This is a genomic window from Streptomyces colwelliae (assembly GCF_048158785.1).
GTDB lineage: Bacteria > Actinomycetota > Actinomycetes > Streptomycetales > Streptomycetaceae > Streptomyces.
In genome coordinates, this window is the sequence record NZ_JBLTJC010000190.1 from 1 (window position 1) to 19,707 (window position 19,707).

The following is a 19,707-nucleotide window of genomic DNA, read 5'->3' on the forward strand; positions in this document are numbered from 1 at the left end:
CCCCGGACGCGTAAGATCACGCCCCGGCACAGAAAAGACGCGAGCACAGAAAAACCCCGGGCCCGGAAGGGACCGTACCCTCCGGGCCCGGGGAGTCGTGGGGCGTCAGACGGGCAACTTCGCCGCCTGCACCGACCGGTGGATCTCCTCCGCCCGCACCGCCACCGTCGACAGCAGCGTGCTGGTCAGCCCGTGCGTGTGCTCGGTGCCGCCCTGGAGGTAGAGGCCCGCGGTGACTTCGGGGACCGTCTCGACCCGGTGGTCCCGGCCGACGCGGACCTCGTCGCCGTCGTCCCGCAGGCAGAGCTTCGCCGCCTCGCCGAGCAGTGAACTCAGGTCGCGGGGACGGTAACCGGTGGCGAGCACCAGCACATCGGCGGACAGCACCTGCTTCTCGCCGGTGGGCAGGAACTCCACGGCGATGTCGAGACCGCCGTCCGAGGCGGCGTCGACGGCGCGGATGCGGGAGACGTTGAGGAAGCGCAGCCGTTCACGTCCGGCCACCTTCTCCCGGTACGCGGTGGCGTACAGGGCCTCGATCAACTCCATGTCGACCACGGAGTAGTTGGTGGACCGGTGGTAGTCGATCAGCGACTGCTTGACCTCGGAGGGGGCCGAGAAGTAGACGTCCACCGCCTCCGGGTCGAAGATGCGGTTCGCGAACGGGCTGTCGTCGGCCGGGGTGTAGCCGTACTTGGCGAACACCGAGCACACCTCGGCGTCCGGGAAGGTGCGGTGCAGATAGTCCACCGCCTCGGCGGCGCTCTGCCCGGCGCCGAGCACCACGGCGCGCCGCACCGGCTGGCCCGCGTCGGCCAGTTCGGTCGCGCGGGGGATCAACTGGCTGTTGTGCCAGATGCGTTCGGCCAGTTCGAGACCCGGCGGAACGTGCGGCTCAAGACCCATCGCGACGCTGATGTTGCGGGCCCGCCGGGTCGTCGTACCGGAACCCGACGGATCGAGGCTGGTGACGTCGAAGAAGGCGATCTCGCCGTCGTCGCCGCGCACCGGGTCGACGGAGACGACCTCGCTGCCGTAGGAGACCAGGTGGGAGACCCGCTCGGCCGCCCACTCGAAGTACTCGTGGAACTCCACGCGCAGCGGGAACAGGGTCTTCTGGTTCAGGAAGTCGATCAGTCTGCCCTGCTCGCGCAGGAAGCAGAGGAAGCTGTAGTCGCTGGTCGGATTCCGCAGTGTGACCAGGTCTTTGAGGAACGACACCTGCATCGTGGCGTCGTCGATCAGCATGCCCCGGTGCCAGCCGAAGCGCGGCTGGCGTTCCAGGAACAGGGCGTTGAGACGGCTGTCTGCCGGAAGGCTCTTGTTGTGCTCCTCAACCGCTATGGACAGAGCGAGATTTGACGGACCGAATCCGATTCCGAGTATGTCGTGGACCACTTCGGAATCCAGTAGCGGTGACTTCACCGTGGCATCGCCTCCCTCAGGCAGCCCAATGCTAGATAAGGTAAGGCTTACCTTGCAATGAGTCGTTGAAGGGAAGGACCGTCATGCGGGTCGTCATGCTCGGCTATCAGACCTGGGGTCACCGCACGCTTCAGGCGTTGCTTGACTCCGACCACGAGGTCGTGTCCGTCGTCACCCACCCGAAAAGTGAGCACGCCTACGAGAAGATCTGGGACGACAGCGTCGCCGAACTCGCCGAGAAGAACGACGTCCCCGTCCTGTTGCGCAACCGCCCCGACGACGCCGAACTCCTCGACGCCGTACGGGAAGCGCGGCCGGACATCATCGTCGCCAACAACTGGCGGACCTGGCTGCCGCCGGAGCTGTTCGACCTCCCGCCGCACGGCACCCTCAACGTCCACGACTCGCTGCTGCCGTCGTACGCGGGCTTCTCGCCGATCATCTGGGCGCTCCTGAACGACGAGCCGCGCGTCGGCGTCACCGCGCACCGCATGAACGGCGAACTCGACGCCGGGGACGTCCTGATCCAGCGCTCGGTGCCGGTCGGGCCCACCGACACGGCGACCGACCTGTTCCACCGCACCGTCGACCTCATCGCGCCCATCGTGCGCGAGTCGCTCGACCTCATCGCCTCCGGCCGCGACGCCGGCCAGTGGGTGCCGCAGGACCGCGGCCGCGCCAGTTTCTTCCACAAGCGCTCGGCCGAGGACAGCCGCATCGACTGGAGCTGGCCCGCGGAACGCCTGGAGCGCCTCGTACGGGCCCAGTCGGACCCGTACCCGAACGCGTACGCCTTCCATCGCAGTGAGCGGCTCAGGATCGTCTCCGCGGCCGTCTCGGAGGGACGCTACGGCGGCACCCCGGGCCGGATCTTCATCCGCGAGGGTGATGGCGTGGTCATAGTGGCCGGCCCCGAGGCCCACACCGGGCGCGGCCGGGGGCTGTTGGTGCGTCGGGTGCGCACGGACGACGGCACCGAGTACGCGGCCGGCGACTACTTCCGCACGATGGGCGGGTACTTGACGTCCCGGCCCTGATCGGACGGCCCCACGTCGGCCGGCGGACTTCGGCGGTGGGGCAGGAGGAGGGGTTCGGAAAAGTGTGACACTTCTCGCGAAAGTGTCACACTTTTTCGGAGACACCCGGCTGCCCGGCCGGGGTCGTGCCGTCGTGGTGGTGCCGCCCCAGCGGTATCACCAACGGCGTGCCGCTGACCGGATCGGGTGTGATCCGGCAGCGCAGGTCGAAGACGTCCTCGACCGTGGCCTCGGTGACGACATCGGCGGGCGCGCCCTCGGCGACGATCCGGCCGCCCTTCATGGCGATGACGTGATCGGCGTACCGGCAGGCCTGGTTGAGGTCGTGCAGCACCATCACGATCGTGCGGCCCTCACGCCGGTTGAGGTCCGTGATCAGGTCGAGTACGTCGATCTGGTGGGCGAGGTCGAGATAGGTGGTCGGCTCGTCGAGGAGCAGGACCGGGGTGCCCTGGGCGACGGCCATGGCGATCCACGCGCGTTGCCGCTGGCCGCCGGAGAGTTCGTCGACCGGGCGCTCGGCGAGGTCGGTGAGGCTGGTCGCTTCGAGGGCGGCGTGCACGGCTTCCTCGTCGGCCGCCGACCACTGGCGCCACCAGGTCTGGTGCGGGGAACGGCCGCGGCCGACCAGGTCGAGGACGGTCAGCCCCTCCGGCGCCACCGGCGTCTGCGGCAAGATGCCCAGTTTGCGGGCGAGTTCGCGGGTGGGGACGGAGCGCAGCGCGACGCCGTCCAGCTCCACGACTCCCTGGCGCGGGGCCAGTAGCCGGGCGAGTGCCCGCAACAGGGTCGATTTGCCGCAGGCGTTGGCGCCGACGATGGCCGTGATCCGGCCGGTCGGCACGGTGAGGTTCAGGTTCTCGACCACGGGCCGTCCGTCGTAGGCGAGATGAAGATCACGTGCCCGCAACTCGGGGCCGAAAGCGGGTGATTGAGGGGCGCTTGCCGGGGATTCGGACTCGCGCGGGTCAGTGGTCGACATGCGATCAGCCTCCAGAGCCCGCGCGGTTGGCGCGGATGAGCAGCCACAGCAGGACCGGCGCGCCGAGGGCGCCGGTGACGATCCCGACCGGCAGTTCCGTCCCCGGGATCGCCTCGCGGGCGAGGAGGTCGGAGCCGAGGACGACGAGGGCGCCGGCGAGACCGGAGACGAGCAGGGGCGGCGACGAGGTGCCCGCCAGCCGCTGGGCGATCTGCGGGCAGGCCAGCGCGACGAAGGCGACCGGCCCGGCAGCCGCCGTACCGAAGGCGACCAGGCCCACCCCCGCCAACAGCAGGGCCAGCCGGACGGGTTGGACGGGTGTGCCGAGTCCGGCGGCCACGTCGTCGCCGAGCATGAGCGTGCGCATCCAGCGGCCCATGCCCAGGGTGACCGGCAGCAGCACGGTCAGGGCGATCGCCAGGGAGTCCACCTGGTTCCAGGTCCGGCCGTTGAGGTTGCCGACCAGCCAGCCGAGGGCCGCCTCCGCCTCGAACCGACTGCCGCGCGCCACAAGGAAGTTGGTGGCGCTGGAGCAGATCCAGGACACGCCGATGCCGACGAGGATGATGCGGTATCCGGTGGCCCCGCCCTTCCACGCCAGCGCGTACACGAGGAGCGCGGTGGCGAGCGCGCCGAGCAACCCCAGCGTGGACAGCCCGAGTCCGCCGGTCCAGCCGAGCACTACCGCCGCCACGACGGCAGTTCCGGCGCCCTCGGTGAGCCCGATCATGTCGGGGCTGGCCAGCGGATTGCGGGTCATCGTCTGGAACACGGCCCCGGAGACCCCGAACGCGACGCCGACCAGCAGTCCGACCAGGGCGCGTGGCAGCCGTAGATCCTGGACGACGATGACCGTGCCCGCGTCGCCGGAACCCCACAGGGCCCTGATGACGTCGGTGAAGGCCACCGGATAGTCGCCGATGGTCAGACCCCAGCAGAAGAGCAGGAACGCGCCGAGAGCGACACCAACTCCCGTGAGGAGCAGGCGTGGACGCAGCACGCCGGACACCGGAGGCACGGTCAGCCGGAACGGGCGGTCGCCGAGGGTGGTTCGCGGGGGAGCGGCAACGGGTGTGGGCACGCTCATACCTCCGCGAGCTTCCGGCGGCGGACCAGGACGATGAAGAACGGGCCGCCGAGGAAGGCGACGAGGACACCGGCCTGGATCTCGGTCGGGCGGTCCACCATCCGGCCCAGGATGTCGGCGGACAGCAGCAGGAGGGGCGCCAGCGCGGCCGAGAGCGGCAGCAGCCAGCGGTAGTCGGGGCCGATCCCGGCGTACTGCGCGAGGACCCGCGCGATGTGCGGGACGACCAGACCGAGGAAGACCACGGGACCGATGACGGCGACCGACGCACCGGTCAACAGCACGACGGCGGTGACTCCTTGGAGCCGTACCAGACCGAGCCGCCGTCCCAGGGAGGCGGCCACGTCGTCGCCGAGAGCCATGCTGTTGAGGGCGGGCGCGCAGGCCAGGGCCAGGACCGCGCCCACGGCGAGGAAGGGCAGGATGCGCACCAGTTCGCCGGAGTCCTGGTCGGCGAGGGTGCCGGCCGACCAGAAGCGGTAGCGGTCCAGCGCGTCCTGGTCGGTGAGGACGACGGCGCTCGTGAACGACTGGAGCAGCGAGGTGATGGCGACCCCGGCGAGCGCCAACTTGACCGGTGTGGCCCCGGATCGGCCCATCCGCCCGAGGAAGAACACCACGACGCTCGCGACGAGCGCCCCGCCGAAGGCGAACCACACATAGCCGTACAGCGAGACCACGCCGAACACCCCGACCGCCATGACGATCGCGAAAGACGCCCCGGCGCTCACCCCGAGAATCCCGGGGTCCGCGAGCGGATTGCGGGTCAGGGCCTGCATCAGCGCGCCGGACAGGCCGAGCGCGGCGCCCGTCGTCAGGCCGAGCAGGGTGCGGGGCACGCGGACCGACCAGATGACGTTGTCGACGAGGCGGCTGGGCGGATGCCCGAGGACCGAGCGCACGACCTGGTCGAGCGGGACGCTGAGCGCGCCGAGGGCGACCGACAGCAGGGACAGCAGGACGAGGAGGGTGACGATCAGTGTCACCAGCACCGTGGTGCGAAGCCTTCTGCCTGAAGCCACGTGCCGGTCTCCATGTCGTCTTCCGGATCATCTTCCGTGCTCTGGAGCCCTGTTGGCGGACCACTGGACGGCCCCTCCAGCAGCTTAGGTGAGCATAACCTCAGCGGCTGTGACATGGACCTGGGGTTCCGGGGTGGGTCTATCAAGTAAGGCAATGCTTACCTTACTATGCGAGCGGTCGCGGCTCCGCTGAGCCGTTCCACACGCATTGGGAGGCACGGGCAGCTGTGGCGGGCAACACGCTTTCTTCGGCACAGGCAACGGCGACGAACGACTTCTGGCGACGGCGGTTCGCGTCACCGGTACCGGAGACGTCCCTGCCGCTGGACTTCCCCCGTCCGCCACGCGGGGAGGGCGCGGTCTCCCGCGCGCGACGCGCGGTAGCCCTCGCCGTGACAGCCGACGCGCTCACCCAACTCACCGCCTTCGTCGCCCTGTTGCACCGCTACGGCGGTACGACGGCCACCGAGACGGCGGTGGCGCACGAGGGCCTCCCGCTGCGCGTCACGATCGACGGCGACACATCGTTCACCGAACTCCGCGACCAGATCACGTCCGTTCGCGCGGAGGCCGCCGCCCACCACCTGCCGACCATCGAGCTGCTACGGCTCCTCGCCCCCGAACCCTTGCGCGGCGGCGGCCTGTTGTGCGCCACGGGCTTCGGCCCCGACCCCTGGGACGCGAGCGGTCCGCTGGACCTGGCGCTGACCGTGACCGACGGAGAGGCCGGAGGGGAGGGCGACGGCGAGGTGTCGGCCGACTACCGCACCGACCTCTTCTCGCCCGCCACCGTCGACCTGATCCTCGGCCACTACGGCACGCTCCTCGCCGACGCCGTCGCCCGCCCGGACACCCCGGTCGCCGACCTCGAACTCCTCGGCGCGGACGAACGGCACCGCATCCTGCACGGCTGGAACGACACCGAGCACGACGTACCGGCGCTCACCTGGCCGCACATGTTCGCCGACCAGGTCGCCGCCCGCCCGCACGAGATCGCCCTCATCCACGAGGACGTCCGCCTCACCTACGCCGAACTCGACGCCCGCGCCTCGAAGTTGGCGCACGCTCTGGTGGCCCGGGGCGCGGGTCCCGAGCGGGTCGTGGCGCTCGCCGTACCGCGCTCGGCCGAGATGATCGTCGCCGAGGTCGCCGTCCTGAAGTCGGGCGCGGCCTATCTGCCGGTCGACACCGACTACCCGGCCGACCGCATCGCCTACATGCTCGCCGACGCCCGCCCGGTCTGCCTCGTCACCACCGCGGAGATCGCCCCCGACCTCCCGCCGGATCTCGACCCGCTGGTCCTCGACGCCCCGGAGACGGTGGCGGAGCTGGCCGCGCTCCCGTCCCAAGGTCCCGCCACCGCCGACGAGTTGACGACCGCGCACGCGGCCTACGTGATCTACACCTCCGGCTCCACCGGCCGCCCCAAGGGCACCGTCCTCTCCCACGCGGGCGTCGCCAAACTGGTCGCCACCCAGCAGGAACGTTTCGGGATCGGCCCGCACAGCCGGGTCCTCCAGTTCGCCTCGCCCAGCTTCGACGTGGCGTTCTGGGACCTGTGCCTCGGCCTGCTCTCCGGCGGCCGCCTGGTCGTCGTCCCCGCCGACCGCCGCGTCCCCGGCGCACCCCTCGCGGACTACGCCGACGAGCACGGCATCACCTTCATGATCCTGCCGCCGGCGCTGCTGGCCGCCATGCCCGAGGACGTCCAACTCCCGCCCGATGCAACCCTGTTGGCGGGCACCGAACGCGTATCGCCCGAGCTGGTCGGCCGGTACGCGCGCGGCCGGATGATGTTCAACGCCTACGGCCCGACCGAGGCCACCACCAACTCCACCCTCGGCCTGTGCGACCCGGACACCCCGCCCGGCACCATCGTGCCCATCGGCGTCCCCGACCCCGGCACCCGCGCCTACGTCCTCGACGACCGGCTGCGCCCGGTCCCCGCCGGTGTCACGGGAGAGCTCTACCTCGGCGGCGCCGGCCTGGCCCGCGGCTACCTCGGCCGCCCCGCCCTCACCGCCGAGCGCTTCGTCGCCGACCCCTTCGGTGCACCCGGCGAACGCCTTTACCGCACCGGCGACTTGGTCCGCTGGAAGACGGACGGCCGCCTCGAATTCCATGGCCGCGTCGACACCCAGGTCAAGATCCGCGGCTTCCGTATCGAACCCGGCGAAATTGAGTCCGTCCTGCGCTCCCACCCGTCGGTGGACCAGGCCGCCGTGGTCGTCCGCGAGGACCGCCCCGGCGAACGCCGCCTCGCCGCCTACGTCGTGCCCTCGCTGGACGCCGAGCCGACTCCCGACGAGGGGGTGGCCGAGTGGAAGGACCTGCACGAACTCCTCTACTCCGCCGCCGGATCGGACGGCTTCGAGGAGAACTTCGCCGGCTGGAACAGCATGTACGACGGCCTGCCCATCCCCCTCGCCGACATGCGCGAGTGGCGCGAGGCCACCCTCGACCGCATCCGCGCGCTACGCCCCCGCCGCATCCTGGAGATCGGCGTCGGCTCAGGTCTGCTGCTGTCCCGGCTCGCCCCGGACTGCGCCGAGTACTGGGGCACCGACCTCTCCGAGGAAGCCGTACGCGCCCTGGACGCCCAGGTGTCCGCCGTCCCCGAACTCGCCGACCGCGTCACCCTGTTGGCCCGCCCCGCGCACGACCTCACCGGCCTGCCCGAGGGCCACTTCGACACGATCGTCGTGAACTCCGTCATCCAGTACTTCCCCGGTGGGGACTACCTCACCGGCGTACTCCGGAACGCGGCCGCCCTCCTCGCCCCCGGCGGCGCGGTGTTCGTCGGCGACGTACGCAACCTGCGACTGCTGCGCACCCTGAGCGCGGCCGTCGAGAGCGGGCGGGTACGGGACGAGGCGGACGGCGACAAAGAAGCGCTGCGCGCCGCCGTGGACCGGGCGGTCGCCTGGGAGGGTGAACTCCTCGTCGACCCCGACTACTTCACGAGCCTCGACGGCCTCAGCGCCGACATCCGCGTCAAGCGCGGCACGCACCACAACGAACTCACCCGCTATCGCTACGACGTCGTACTCCGACCGCGGCAGGACGTGTCGGAGGAGACACCCGAGTCGCCCTGGCCCGCGCTCGGTTCGGTCCAGGCGCTGGACGAGCTGCTCGCCGGACGCCCGGACCGCCTGCGGATCACCGGTATCCCCAACTCCCGCCTCGCCGACGACCTTGCCGCGCTGGGCACCCTCGACGACAGCAGCAGGCCGGCCGCCGGATCGTACGGGGTGGATCCGGAATCCCTGTACGAGATCGCCGAGCGGCGCGGTTACGCGGTGGCGCTGACCTGGAACGGGGGCGCGGAGGACGGCAGTCTGGACGCCGTACTGGCTCCCGAGGGGGACGACGGGCAGGTGCTCGTCCGCTACCGCCCCGGTGGTGGCCACCCGCTCACCAACCGTCCCGCGCCCTTCCGCAACGTCAACGCCCTGATGGGGACGCTGCGGACGCACGCCACCGAGTACCTGCCCGACTACATGGTCCCGGCCGCGTTCGTCCCGCTGGACCGGCTGCCCGTCACCCCCAGCGGCAAGCTCGACGCCGCCGCGCTGCCCGTCCCGGACCTCACCCGCCTGCCGAGTACGGGCCGGGCGCCCGGGACGGCCCGCGAGCAGCTGCTGTGCGACCTGTACGCACGGGCGCTCAAGGTGCCCTCGGTCGGCGTCGACGACGACTTCTTCGCGCTCGGCGGCGACAGCATCGTCGCCGTCCAACTCCTCATCCTGGCCCGCCGGGCAGGCCTGGAACTCACCCCGCGAGACGTCTTCCGCCACCGTACGGTCGCCGAACTGGCCACGGTCGCCCGCACCGGTACGGCCGAACGCGCGGAAGACACCCCGTGGCAGACGCTGAGCGAGGACGAACTCGCCTTTGTACAGGGCGAGTTCCCCGTCACCGTCGAGGAGGCGCTACCCCTCGGCCCGCTCCAGGAGGGCTTCTTCTTCCACGCGCTGGTGGACGGCGCCGAACTCGACGCGTACGTCGTGCAGCAGGTCATCGAGCTGACCGGACCGGTCGACGGCACCCTGCTGCGCGAGGCCGCACAGCGGCTCGTCGACCGGCACGCCCCGCTGCGCGCCTGCTTCCGCCAGACACCCGACGGCCGCCCGGTGCAGCTCATTGCGTCCGGCCTCGAACTGCCCTGGCGCGAAGTGGACCTGGCCGCCCAGGACGACACCACGGTCCGCCGCACCCTCGCCGACGCCGTCGCCGCCGACGAACGCGCCCACCGCTTCGACCTCGCCCGCCCGCCGCTGATCCGCTGCGCCCTCATCCGCTTCGGCGAGGACCGCAGCCGCCTGGTCCTGACGTTCCATCACATCGTCGCGGACGGCTGGTCCCTGCCGGTCCTGCACCGCGAACTCCTCGCTCTCTACGGCGAGAACCCGACCCCTCTCCCCGAAGTCGCCCCGTACCGCGGCTACCTCCGCCGGATCGCCGGCGCCGACCGCGAGGCCGCCCGAGCCGCCTGGAGCGCGGCGCTCGCCGGAGTCGACGAGCCCACCCGGCTCGTCGAGGCCCCCGCGCCCGCCGGACCCGTCGAACCCGCCCAGATCCGCGTCGAGTTGACCGAGCGGGTCACCTCCCGGCTCGCCGCCCGCGCCCGCGAACGCGGAGTCACCCTCGGCACGCTCGTCCAAGGTGCCTGGGGCCTGCTCGTCGGCCGGATGACGGGCCGCGAGGACGTGCTGTTCGGCACCACCGTGGCCGGACGCGACGCCGCGGTCGACGGCATCGAGTCGATGATCGGCCTGTTCATCAACACCCTTCCCACCCGGCTGCGTTGGGCTCCGGGCGACACCCTGGGCGCGCTCCTCGACCGGCTCCAGGACGAGCAGAGCGCCCTTCTCGACCACCAGCACCTCGGCCTCGCCGACATCCAGCGCGCCACCGGACACGCGGGCGACGGTGAACTCTTCGACACCCTCGTCGTGTTCGAGAACTACCCCGGCGGCGAGGGTGCCCCCGGCATCACCGACCCGACCGGCACGATCACGGTCGCGGGCCACGCCTTCCACGATGCCGTGCACTACCCGCTGGCCCTCATCGTCAAGCCCGGCCGCCGCCTCGACCTGCGCCTCAAGCACCACGCCCGCCGCCTCGACGCCGACGCCGTACAGTCCCTCGCCGACCGGCTCACCCTCATCCTGCACGCGCTGGCGGACGACCCCGGGGCCCGGATTGCCGACCTCGACCTGCTGACCCCGGACGAGTCGGCCACGGCCCACCCGGCGGGCGAGACCCGGCCGGTTCCGGCCACGACGCTCGCCGCCGCGTTCGCCGCGCAGGTCGCCCGTACACCGGACGCGCCGGCTGTCGTCTTCGACGGCACGGCCCTGACCTACGCCGAACTGGACGCTCGGGCCGAGGAGTTGGCCGCTCGGCTGCGGGCCAAGGGTGCGAGCCGGGAGCGGTTCGTCGCCGTCGCCGTACCCCGCTCGGCGGAGCTGATGGTGGCGCTCCTGGGTGTCCTGAAGTCGGGGGCCGCGTATCTGCCGCTCGACCTGGACTACCCGGCGGAGCGGCTCGCGTACATGCTGGCCGACTCGGGGGCGACGACGGTCGTCACGACGGAACGGGACGCGCACCGGCTGCCCTCGGTCGAAGGCCTGGATGTGCTGCGCGTGGACGCGGAGGGCGAAGAGGCCCTGTTCGGCGGAGCGCCGGACCTTGCCCGCCCCGACGACCCCGCCTACCTCATCTACACCTCCGGCTCCACCGGCCGCCCCAAGGGCGTCGTCGTCACCCACCGCGCCATCGGCAACCGGCTGGCCTGGATGCAGGACGAGTACCAACTCACCGGTGACGACCGGGTGTTGCAGAAGACACCGTCCAGCTTCGACGTGAGCGTGTGGGAGTTCTTCTGGGCGCTGTGCGAGGGCGCCGCCGTCGTCCTCGCCGCCCCCGACGGACACCGCGACCCCGCCTATCTGGCCCGCCTCATCCGGGCCGAGGGCGTCACGACGATGCACTTCGTGCCGTCGATGCTGGAGGCGTTCCTCGCCTCCGACGAGGTCACCGCCGACCCCGCGTGGGCGGGCAGCCTGCGCCGCGTGTTCAGCAGCGGCGAGGCCCTGTCCGGGTCCGCCGCCCACCGCTGGCGCGAGCTGACCGGCGTCCCGCTGCACAACCTCTACGGCCCCACCGAGGCCGCCGTCGATGTGACGTACCACGCCTACGACGGCACGCCCGACACCACCGTGCCCATCGGCCGACCCGTGTGGAACACCGGCCTGCGCGTGCTCGATTCGTGCCTGCGCCCGGTCCCCGACGGTGTGCCCGGCGAGCTGTACCTCACCGGCGTCCAACTGGCCCGCGGCTACCACCGACGCCCCGCGCTCACCGCCGACCGCTTCGTCGCCGACCCGTACGCCACCGAGCCCGGCGCCCGCATGTACCGCACCGGCGACCTGGTACGCCGCCGCCCCGACGGCACGATCGACTACCTCGGCCGCACCGACCGCCAGGTCAAGCTCCGCGGCAACCGGGTCGAACTCGGCGAGATCGAGGCCGAGTTGACCCGCCTCCCGGACGTGGCCCGGGGCGCGGTCGTCATCCGCGACCAGCGACTCGTCGCCTACGCCGTCCCGGTCGCCGGAGCAACCGTGGACCCGGCCGAGCTGCGCACCGCCCTCGCGGACGCGCTGCCCGCGCCCCTGGTCCCGGAGGCGTACGTCGTCCTCGCCGACCTCCCGCTCACCCCGAGCGGCAAGCTGGACCAGGCCGCGCTGCCCGCCCCCGAGGCCGAGCGTGCCGAACGCCGGTCACCCGCAGGGCCGTTGGAGTGGCAGCTCACCGAGATCTTCGCGGCCGTCCTCGGCATCGAGGACGCGGGCCCCGACGACGACTTCTTCCGCCTCGGCGGCGACAGCATCAGCTCCATCGGCGTCGCCAGCCGGGCCCGCGCGGCCGGCCTGGACCTGAGCCCGCGCGACGTGTTCACGCACCGCACGCCCGCCGCCCTCGCGACGGCAGCCACCGCCACCACGGTCAACCTCGCCGCCCCCGCCGAGGCGTTCACCCTCACCGCCGCCGAACACGCCCGCGTCCGCGCCGTCGCCGCCCCGGAGACCGTCGCCGACGTCTGGCCGCTGGCCCCCCTCCAGGAGGGCCTGTTCTTCCACTCGGCGTACGACGAGGGCGCGTTGGACGTCTACACCGTCCACGAGACCTTCGACTTCGCGACCCGTCTCGACACCACCCGTCTGCGCGCCGCCGTCCGTACTCTCCTCGACCGCAACCCGGGCCTGCGCGCGGGCTTCACCAGCGACGGTCTCGACCAGCCGGTGCAGTTCATCGTCGAGGACCCGGAGATCCCCCTCGAAGAGGTCGACCTCTCGCTCCTCCCGGCCGCCGAACAGGACGTACTCCTCCAGGAGTTGACGGACGCCGAACGCAACCGCCGCTTCGACCTCTCCGCACCCCCGCTCTTCCGGCTGCTCCTGCTCCGCCTCGGCGCGGAGCGCGGCGACCGCCTCGTCATCGGCCGCCACCTGATCCTCTGGGACGGCTGGTCGGCGTGGCTGTTCCTCGACGAGCTGTTCGCCCTCTACGAGAGGGGCGGTGACGCGAACTCCCTCCCCGAGCCCGGCAGTTACCGCGACTACCTGACCTGGCTGGAGGAGCAGGACGACTCCGTCGCCACGGCCGCCTGGCGCACCGCGCTCGCCGGACTCGACGAGCCGACGCTGCTCGCCCCCACCGCGACCGACGGTCTCGAACCGGTCATCCCCGACCAGCTCGACGTACGCCTGCCCGCCGAACTCGGCGACCGACTGCGCGAGTTGGCCCCGGCCCACGGCCTGACCCTCAACACGATCCTCAACGCGGCCTGGGGACTCACCCTCGCCTCCGCGACCGGCCGCGCCGACGTCGTGTTCGGTACGACCGTCGCCGGCCGCCCGAGCGAGGTTCCGGACGTCGGCAACATCATCGGCCTGTTCCTCAACACCGTCCCGACCCGCATCGCTCTCGACCCCGCCGAGCCGGTCCTCGACCTGCTCGGCCGCATCCAGGGCGAACGCCTCGACCTCATGCCGTACGAGCACTTGAGCCTCGGCGTGCTCCAGGCCGAGACCGGGCACCGCAAGCTCTTCGACACGCTGTTCGTGCTGCGCAACAACGACACCGAGGAGCGGTTGGCGGACCTGAGGACCCGGCACGGCGCCACGGCCGTCGCCAACGTCGACGCCACCCACTACCCGGCCAACCTCGTCATCACCCCGGGCCGTGAGATCGGCGTCACCCTCACCCACCGCCCCGACCTCGTCCCGACCGGGAAAGCGCAGGCCCTCCTCGACCGCTTCGCGCTCCTCGTCGACCGCCTCACCGCCGACCTCACGGCACCGGTCGGCTCCCTCGACCCGCTCCTGCCCGCCGAACACGCGGCGCTACGGCGGGAGTCGGCGGCCAGCCGCGTCCCCGACCCCGAGGACACCATCGCCGACCTGCTGGCCGCGCAGGCGGAACGCACCCCGGACGAACGGGCCCTCGTCTTCGGCGAGCGCACCCTGACGTACGCCGAACTCGACGCGGCCGTCAACCGGATGGCCCGGCTGCTGATCGACCGGGGCGCGGGCCCCGAGAAGGTCGTCGCCCTCGCGCTGCCGCGCTCCCTCGACATGGTGGTCGCCCTCTTCGCGGTCCTGCGCACCGGAGCGGCCTACCTGCCACTGGAGTTGGACCACCCGGCCGACCGTCTCTCCCTGATGCTGGCCGACGCCCGCCCGCTCCTCCTGCTCAGCACCACGGCCGTATCGGCCACGCTGGACGGCGAGATGACCCGCGTCCTGCTCGATGACCCCGAGACCAAGAGGGAGTTGGCGGGTCAGCCGGACACTCCGGTGCGCCGCCGCTTCAGCCTCGAACACCCCGCCTACGTCATCTACACCTCCGGCTCCACCGGCCGCCCCAAGGGCGTCGTCACCCCCTACCGGGGCCTGACGAACATGCAGTTGAACCACCAGAAGGAGATCTTCGAGCCCGCCATCGCCTCGGCCGGCGGGCGACGGCTGCGCATCGCGCACACCGTGTCCTTCGCCTTCGACATGTCGTGGGAGGAGCTGCTCTGGCTGGTCGAGGGCCACGAAGTGCACGTCTGCGACGAGGAGTTGAGGCGTGATGCCGAGGCGCTGGTCGCCTACTGCGAACGCCACCGCGTCGACGTCGTCAACGTCACCCCCACCTACGCCCGACTCCTCATCGAACAGGGCCTGTTGGAGGGCCACGTCCCGCCGCTGGTCCTGCTCGGCGGCGAGGCCGTCCCCGAAACGGTGTGGACGGCGCTGCGCGACACCGAGGGGACGTACGGCTACAACCTGTACGGGCCGACCGAGTACACCATCAACACCCTCGGCGGCGGCACCCTCGACAGCGACACCCCCACCGTCGGCAAGCCCATCCGCGGCACCCGCGCCCACATCCTCGACGCCTGGCTGCGCCCGGTGCCCGAGGGCGTCCCCGGCGAGCTGTACATCGCCGGAATCGGCCTGGCCCGCGGCTACTTGGACCGGCCCTCGCTGACCGCCGAGCGCTTCGTCGCCGACCCGTTCGGTGAGCCCGGCGAGCGCATGTACCGCACCGGCGACCTGGTGCGCCGCAACGCCGACGGCAACCTCGACTTCCTCGGCCGCACCGACGACCAGGTCAAGATCCGCGGCTACCGCATCGAACCCGGCGAGATCGAAACCGCCCTCAGCCGCCACCCGTTGGTCGCCCAGGCCGCCGTCGTCGTCCGCGACGAACGCCTCGTCGGCTACGTCGTCCCCTCCGGTGCCGACTCCGCCGAACGCACCGCCGCCGAGGCCGCGCAGGTGGGGGAGTGGCAGGAGATCTACTCCGACGAGTACGAGGAGATCGGCACCGCCGTCTTCACCGAGCAGTACGACGGCTGGGACAGCTCCTACGACGGACAGCCCATCCCCTTCGAGGAGATGCACGAGTGGCGCGAGGCGACCCTCGCCCGCATCGGCTCCCTCAAGCCCCGCCGCATCCTCGAAATCGGCGTCGGCTCCGGCCTGTTGCTGTCCCGGCTCGCCCCCGACGCGGAGGCGTACTGGGCAACCGACTTCGCCGCGCCCGTCATCCGCAAGATCGGCGAGGAAGTACGGCGCGACCCAGCCCTCGCGTCCAAGGTCGAACTGCGCTGCCGCCCGGCCGAGGATCTGAGCGGTCTGCCGTTCGCCTACTTCGACACGATCGTCATCAACTCCGTCATCCAGTACTTCCCGAGCATCGACCACCTGACCGCCGTGCTGCACGGCGCGATGGAACTGCTCGCACCCGGCGGCGCCCTGTTCGTCGGCGACGTCCGCAACCTGCGGCTCGCCGGCACCTTCCACACGGAGATCCAGCGCACCCGGGGCACCGCCGAGGCGGACCTGGAGCGGGCGGTGGAACGCGGTCTGCGCCTGGAGAAGGAACTCCTCGTGGACCCCGACTACTTCACCACCCTCGGCTACGGCGTCGACCTGCGTACCAAGCGCGCCCACCACCACAACGAACTGTCCCGCCACCGCTACGACGTCGTCCTCTACGCCGATGACCCGGACGTACGCCTGGACAGCATCCCGTCCGTCGACTGGGCCACCGGCAACACCATCGGCGAACTCCTGCGCGGCGACTGGTCGTCGGCCGAGGCGATCGGTCAACTCCTCGCCGGCAACTGGTCCGCGACCGGCGTCGCCGGTGAACGCCCGCGCGGCGAACGGCCCGAGGCGCTCCGCTTCACCGGCATCCCCGACGGCCGTACGACCGAGACAGGCGTCGACCCCGAGCACCTGCACGAACTCGGCACGGCGGCCGGCTACCGGGTGTTGACTACCTGGTCGGGGGAGACGGGGACCTATGACGCCGTATTCCTGAAGTCGTCCGAACTACGCGTCACCGGCGGCCTGTTCCGTCCCGGCGGCGGCACCCACCCCTACGCCAACGACCCCACCGCAGCCCGCGAGGCGAGCGCGCTGGTTCGGCGGCTGCGCGAGGACCTGGGCCGTGAACTGCCCGACTACATGGTCCCGTCGGCCTTCGTCACCGTCGACGGCCTGCCCATGAACGCCAACGGCAAGCTCGACGTCCGCGCCCTGCCCGACGCCGAACCCGCCGTCGCCCTCGGCGGCGGACGCGGCCCGCGCACCCCGCAGGAAGAGGTGCTCTGCCGCCTGTTCGCCGAGGTGCTGGGACTCCCCGAGGTCGGCGCCGAGGACAACTTCTTCGACCTGGGCGGCCATTCACTCCTCGCCACCCGGCTGGTCAGCCGCGCCCGCACCGAACTCGGCGCCGAACTCGCCATCCGCGACCTCTTCGAGGCCCCCACCCCGGCGCTGCTCGCGGGCCGCGCCGACCAGGCGAGCCCGGCCCGCCCGGCGGTGACCCCGGTCGCCGACCGGCCCGACCGCATCCCGCTCTCGGCCGCCCAGCGACGGCTGTTGCTCGTCGAGGAGATCACCGGCAGCGGTGTCGCCTACAACTTCCCGCTGGTCTTCCGACTGCGCGGCACCCTCGACACCGATGCCCTGACCGCCGCCCTGCGGGACGTCGCCGGACGCCACGAGGCGCTGCGGACGGTGTTCCCGACGCACGAGGGCGAGCCGTACCAGCGGGTCGTTCCGGTCGAGGACGCGAACCCCGCCTTCACGATCGTCGACTGCGCGGAGGGCGAACTGCCCGCGCTGATCGAGTCCGCCCAGCGCCGCCCCTTCGACCTGACCACCGAACTCCCCCTGCGCGGCGAGGTGTTCAGGCTCGGCGTGGACGAGCACGTGGTGGCCGTGGTCCTGCACCACATCACCACCGACGAGTGGTCCGACCGCCCCTTCCTCGCCGACCTAGACACCGCCTACGCGGCCCGTCGTGAAGGCCGTGCGCCCGAGTGGGCGCCGCTGCCGGTGCAGTACGCCGACTACACCCTCTGGCAGGACGACCTGCTCGCCCGCACCGGCGAGGCCCAACTCGCCCACTGGGCCGAAGCCTTGCGCGGTCTGCCCGACGAACTCGCCCTGCCCGCCGACCGACCGCGCCCCGCCGAACCGACCGGCCACGGCGGCAAGGTCCGCCTGGAACTGCCCACCGCCACCGGCCACGCCCTGCGCGACCTCTCGGGAGCCACCGGCACCAGCATGTTCATGCTGTTCCAGGCGGCTACCGCGGCACTCCTGAACCGCCTCGGCGCGGGCGAGGACATCCCGCTCGGCGCCCCCATCGCGGGCCGCACCGACGAGGCACTCGCCGACCTGGTGGGCTTCTTCGTCAACACGCTGGTGCTGCGCACCGACGTGTCCGGCGACGAGCTGACCTTCCGCGAACTCCTGGGCCGCGTACGGGAATCGTCCCTCGCCGCCTTCGAGTTCCAGGACCTGCCGTTCGACCGGGTCGTCGAGGCCCTCAACCCGCCCCGCGTGGCCGGCCGCAACCCGCTCTTCCAGGTCATGCTCGGCTACCACCACCGCCCCGACGGCGACCCGGACGTGCTCGGCCTCGCGACCGAGTGGTTCGACATGGACACCGGCATGGCCAAGTTCGACCTGCACTTCACCTTCGTCGACGAGACGGGCAGCGACCGGGTGGTCCTGCTCCTGGAGTACGCGACCGACCTCTTCGACCACGGCACCGCGGAACGCATCGCCGGCCGCATGGCACGCCTGCTGGACCACGCGGCGGCCGAACCCGACCGTGCGGTAAGGGAGTTCGACCTCCTGGCCGACGCCGAACGCGCCTTGGTCCTGGGGGAGTGGAACGCCACCGACCACCCCGTTCCGCCCACCACCCTCCCGGAACTCTTCCGCGCCCAGGCCGCCCGCACCCCCGACGCGACGGCTCTCGTCTTCGAGGGGCAGCGGCTGACGTACGCGGAGCTGGACGCCCAAGTCGAGCGCACGGCCGGGGTGTTGGCCGCACTCGGTGCGGGCCCCGAGCAGACCGTGGCCGTGGCCCTCCCGCGCTCACTCGAACTCGTCGTAGCCCTGCTCGCCGTACACCGAGCCGGTGCCGCCTACCTTCCGCTCGACCCGGACTACCCGGAGGAGCGCCTCGCCCTCATGGTCGAGGACGCCCGCCCGGTGCACGTAGTCCGCGACACCCTGCCGACCGGCCCCGAGGGCCGACTCCCCACGTCCTACGACCCGTCGAGCCCCGCGTACGTCATCTACACCTCCGGCTCCACCGGCCGCCCCAAGGGCGTCGTCGTCCCGCACGAGGGCATCGTCAACCGGCTGATGTGGATGCAGGACGCGTACGGTCTGACGGCCGCCGACCGGGTGCTCCAGAAGACGCCGTCCAGCTTCGACGTGTCGGTGTGGGAGTTCTTCTGGCCGCTGATCACCGGCGCCACCCTGGTCGTCGCCCGCCCCGAAGGCCACCGCGACCCGGCCTACTTGGCGGAGCTGATCCGCGAACAGGGTGTCACCACCGTCCACTTCGTGCCCTCCATGCTCCAACTCTTCCTGGAGGAGCCCTCCGCGGCCGACTGCACCGGCCTGCGCCGCGTGATGTGCAGCGGCGAGGCCCTGCCCGTCGCCCTCACCCACCGCTTCCACGACGTCCTGACCACCGCCGAACTCCACAACCTCTACGGCCCGACCGAGGCCTCGGTCGATGTGACGGCCGTGGTGATCGGCCCCGACGCGACGAGCGTGCCGATCGGCCGCCCGGTGTGGAACACCCGCACCTACGTCCTCGACGCCGGTCTGCGCCCCGTCCCGCCGGGCGTCCCGGGCGAGTTGTACCTCGCGGGCGTCCAGCTCGCCCGCGGCTACCTCGACCGGCCCGGCCTGACCGCCGAGCGGTTCGTCGCCGACCCGTACGGCACCCCGGGCACCCGCATGTACCGCACCGGCGACCTGGCCCGCTGGAACGCCGACGGCTCGATCGAGTACCTCGGCCGCACCGACGACCAGGTGAAGGTACGCGGCTTCCGCGTCGAACCCGGCGAGATCGAGGGCGCGTTGACCGCCCATCCCTCCGTCGCGCACGCCGTCGTCGTGGTCCGGGAACAGCGCCTGGTGGCGTACGTGGTCCCGGCCGGCGACGGCGGACCGGTGGCTGTGGAGGCGATCCGCGCCCACACATCCGCCGTCCTCCCCGCCCACATGGTCCCCGCCGCCTACGTCACCCTCGACGCGCTGCCCCTCACCC

6 protein-coding genes are annotated in these 19,707 nt (G+C 71.8%); 2 read left to right on the top strand and 4 right to left on the bottom strand.

What is annotated here, in order from left to right; all coding sequences use genetic code 11:
• Window positions 1–105: 105 nt before the first annotated feature.
• Window positions 106–1,425, bottom strand: a complete 1,320-nt coding sequence (locus ACNFOC_RS32045) for a lysine N(6)-hydroxylase/L-ornithine N(5)-oxygenase family protein (RefSeq protein ID WP_416962549.1) — start codon at window positions 1,423–1,425, stop codon at window positions 106–108.
• An 83-nt stretch (window positions 1,426–1,508) separates the two neighbouring features.
• Here ACNFOC_RS32045 and ACNFOC_RS32050 point away from each other — a divergent pair, with 83 nt between their 5' ends.
• Entirely contained in the window at window positions 1,509–2,462 is a 954-nt protein-coding gene (locus ACNFOC_RS32050; protein ID WP_416962550.1) for a methionyl-tRNA formyltransferase, read from the top strand.
• Window positions 2,463–2,547: 85 nt separating this feature from the next.
• Here ACNFOC_RS32050 and ACNFOC_RS32055 read toward each other — a convergent pair whose 3' ends face one another.
• Genes ACNFOC_RS32055 through ACNFOC_RS32065 form a run of 3 tightly spaced genes read right to left on the bottom strand, consistent with a single transcriptional unit; the run spans window position 2,548 to window position 5,523 of the window.
• A complete protein-coding gene (locus tag ACNFOC_RS32055; RefSeq protein WP_416962551.1) occupies window positions 2,548–3,444 on the bottom strand; it encodes an ABC transporter ATP-binding protein in 897 nt (298 codons plus the stop codon).
• Window positions 3,445–3,448: 4 nt separating this feature from the next.
• The gene (locus ACNFOC_RS32060) at window positions 3,449–4,531 is read right to left on the bottom strand and encodes a FecCD family ABC transporter permease (RefSeq protein ID WP_416962552.1); all 1,083 of its coding nucleotides are present in this window, start codon (window positions 4,529–4,531) and stop codon (window positions 3,449–3,451) included.
• Window positions 4,528–5,523 carry a FecCD family ABC transporter permease gene (locus ACNFOC_RS32065; RefSeq protein WP_416962554.1) on the bottom strand — a complete coding sequence of 332 codons (996 nt, stop codon included), beginning with the start codon at window positions 5,521–5,523 and terminating at the stop codon, window positions 4,528–4,530. Before ACNFOC_RS32065 ends, ACNFOC_RS32060 begins: the two co-directional genes overlap by 4 nt.
• 257 nt (window positions 5,524–5,780) lie before the next feature.
• Here ACNFOC_RS32065 and ACNFOC_RS32070 point away from each other — a divergent pair.
• Window positions 5,781–19,707, top strand: a 13,927-nt coding sequence (locus tag ACNFOC_RS32070; protein WP_416962553.1) for a non-ribosomal peptide synthetase, incomplete at its 3' end; no start/stop codon positions are given.

Excerpts from the sequence above, each read along its gene's own strand:
- ACNFOC_RS32050 (WP_416962550.1), top strand. The coding sequence starts at position 1,509 with ATGCGGGTCGTCATGCTCGGCTATCAGACCTGGGGTCACCGCACGCTT.
- ACNFOC_RS32055 (WP_416962551.1), bottom strand. The coding sequence starts at position 3,444 with ATGTCGACCACTGACCCGCGCGAGTCCGAATCCCCGGCAAGCGCCCCT.
- ACNFOC_RS32060 (WP_416962552.1), bottom strand. The coding sequence starts at position 4,531 with ATGAGCGTGCCCACACCCGTTGCCGCTCCCCCGCGAACCACCCTCGGC.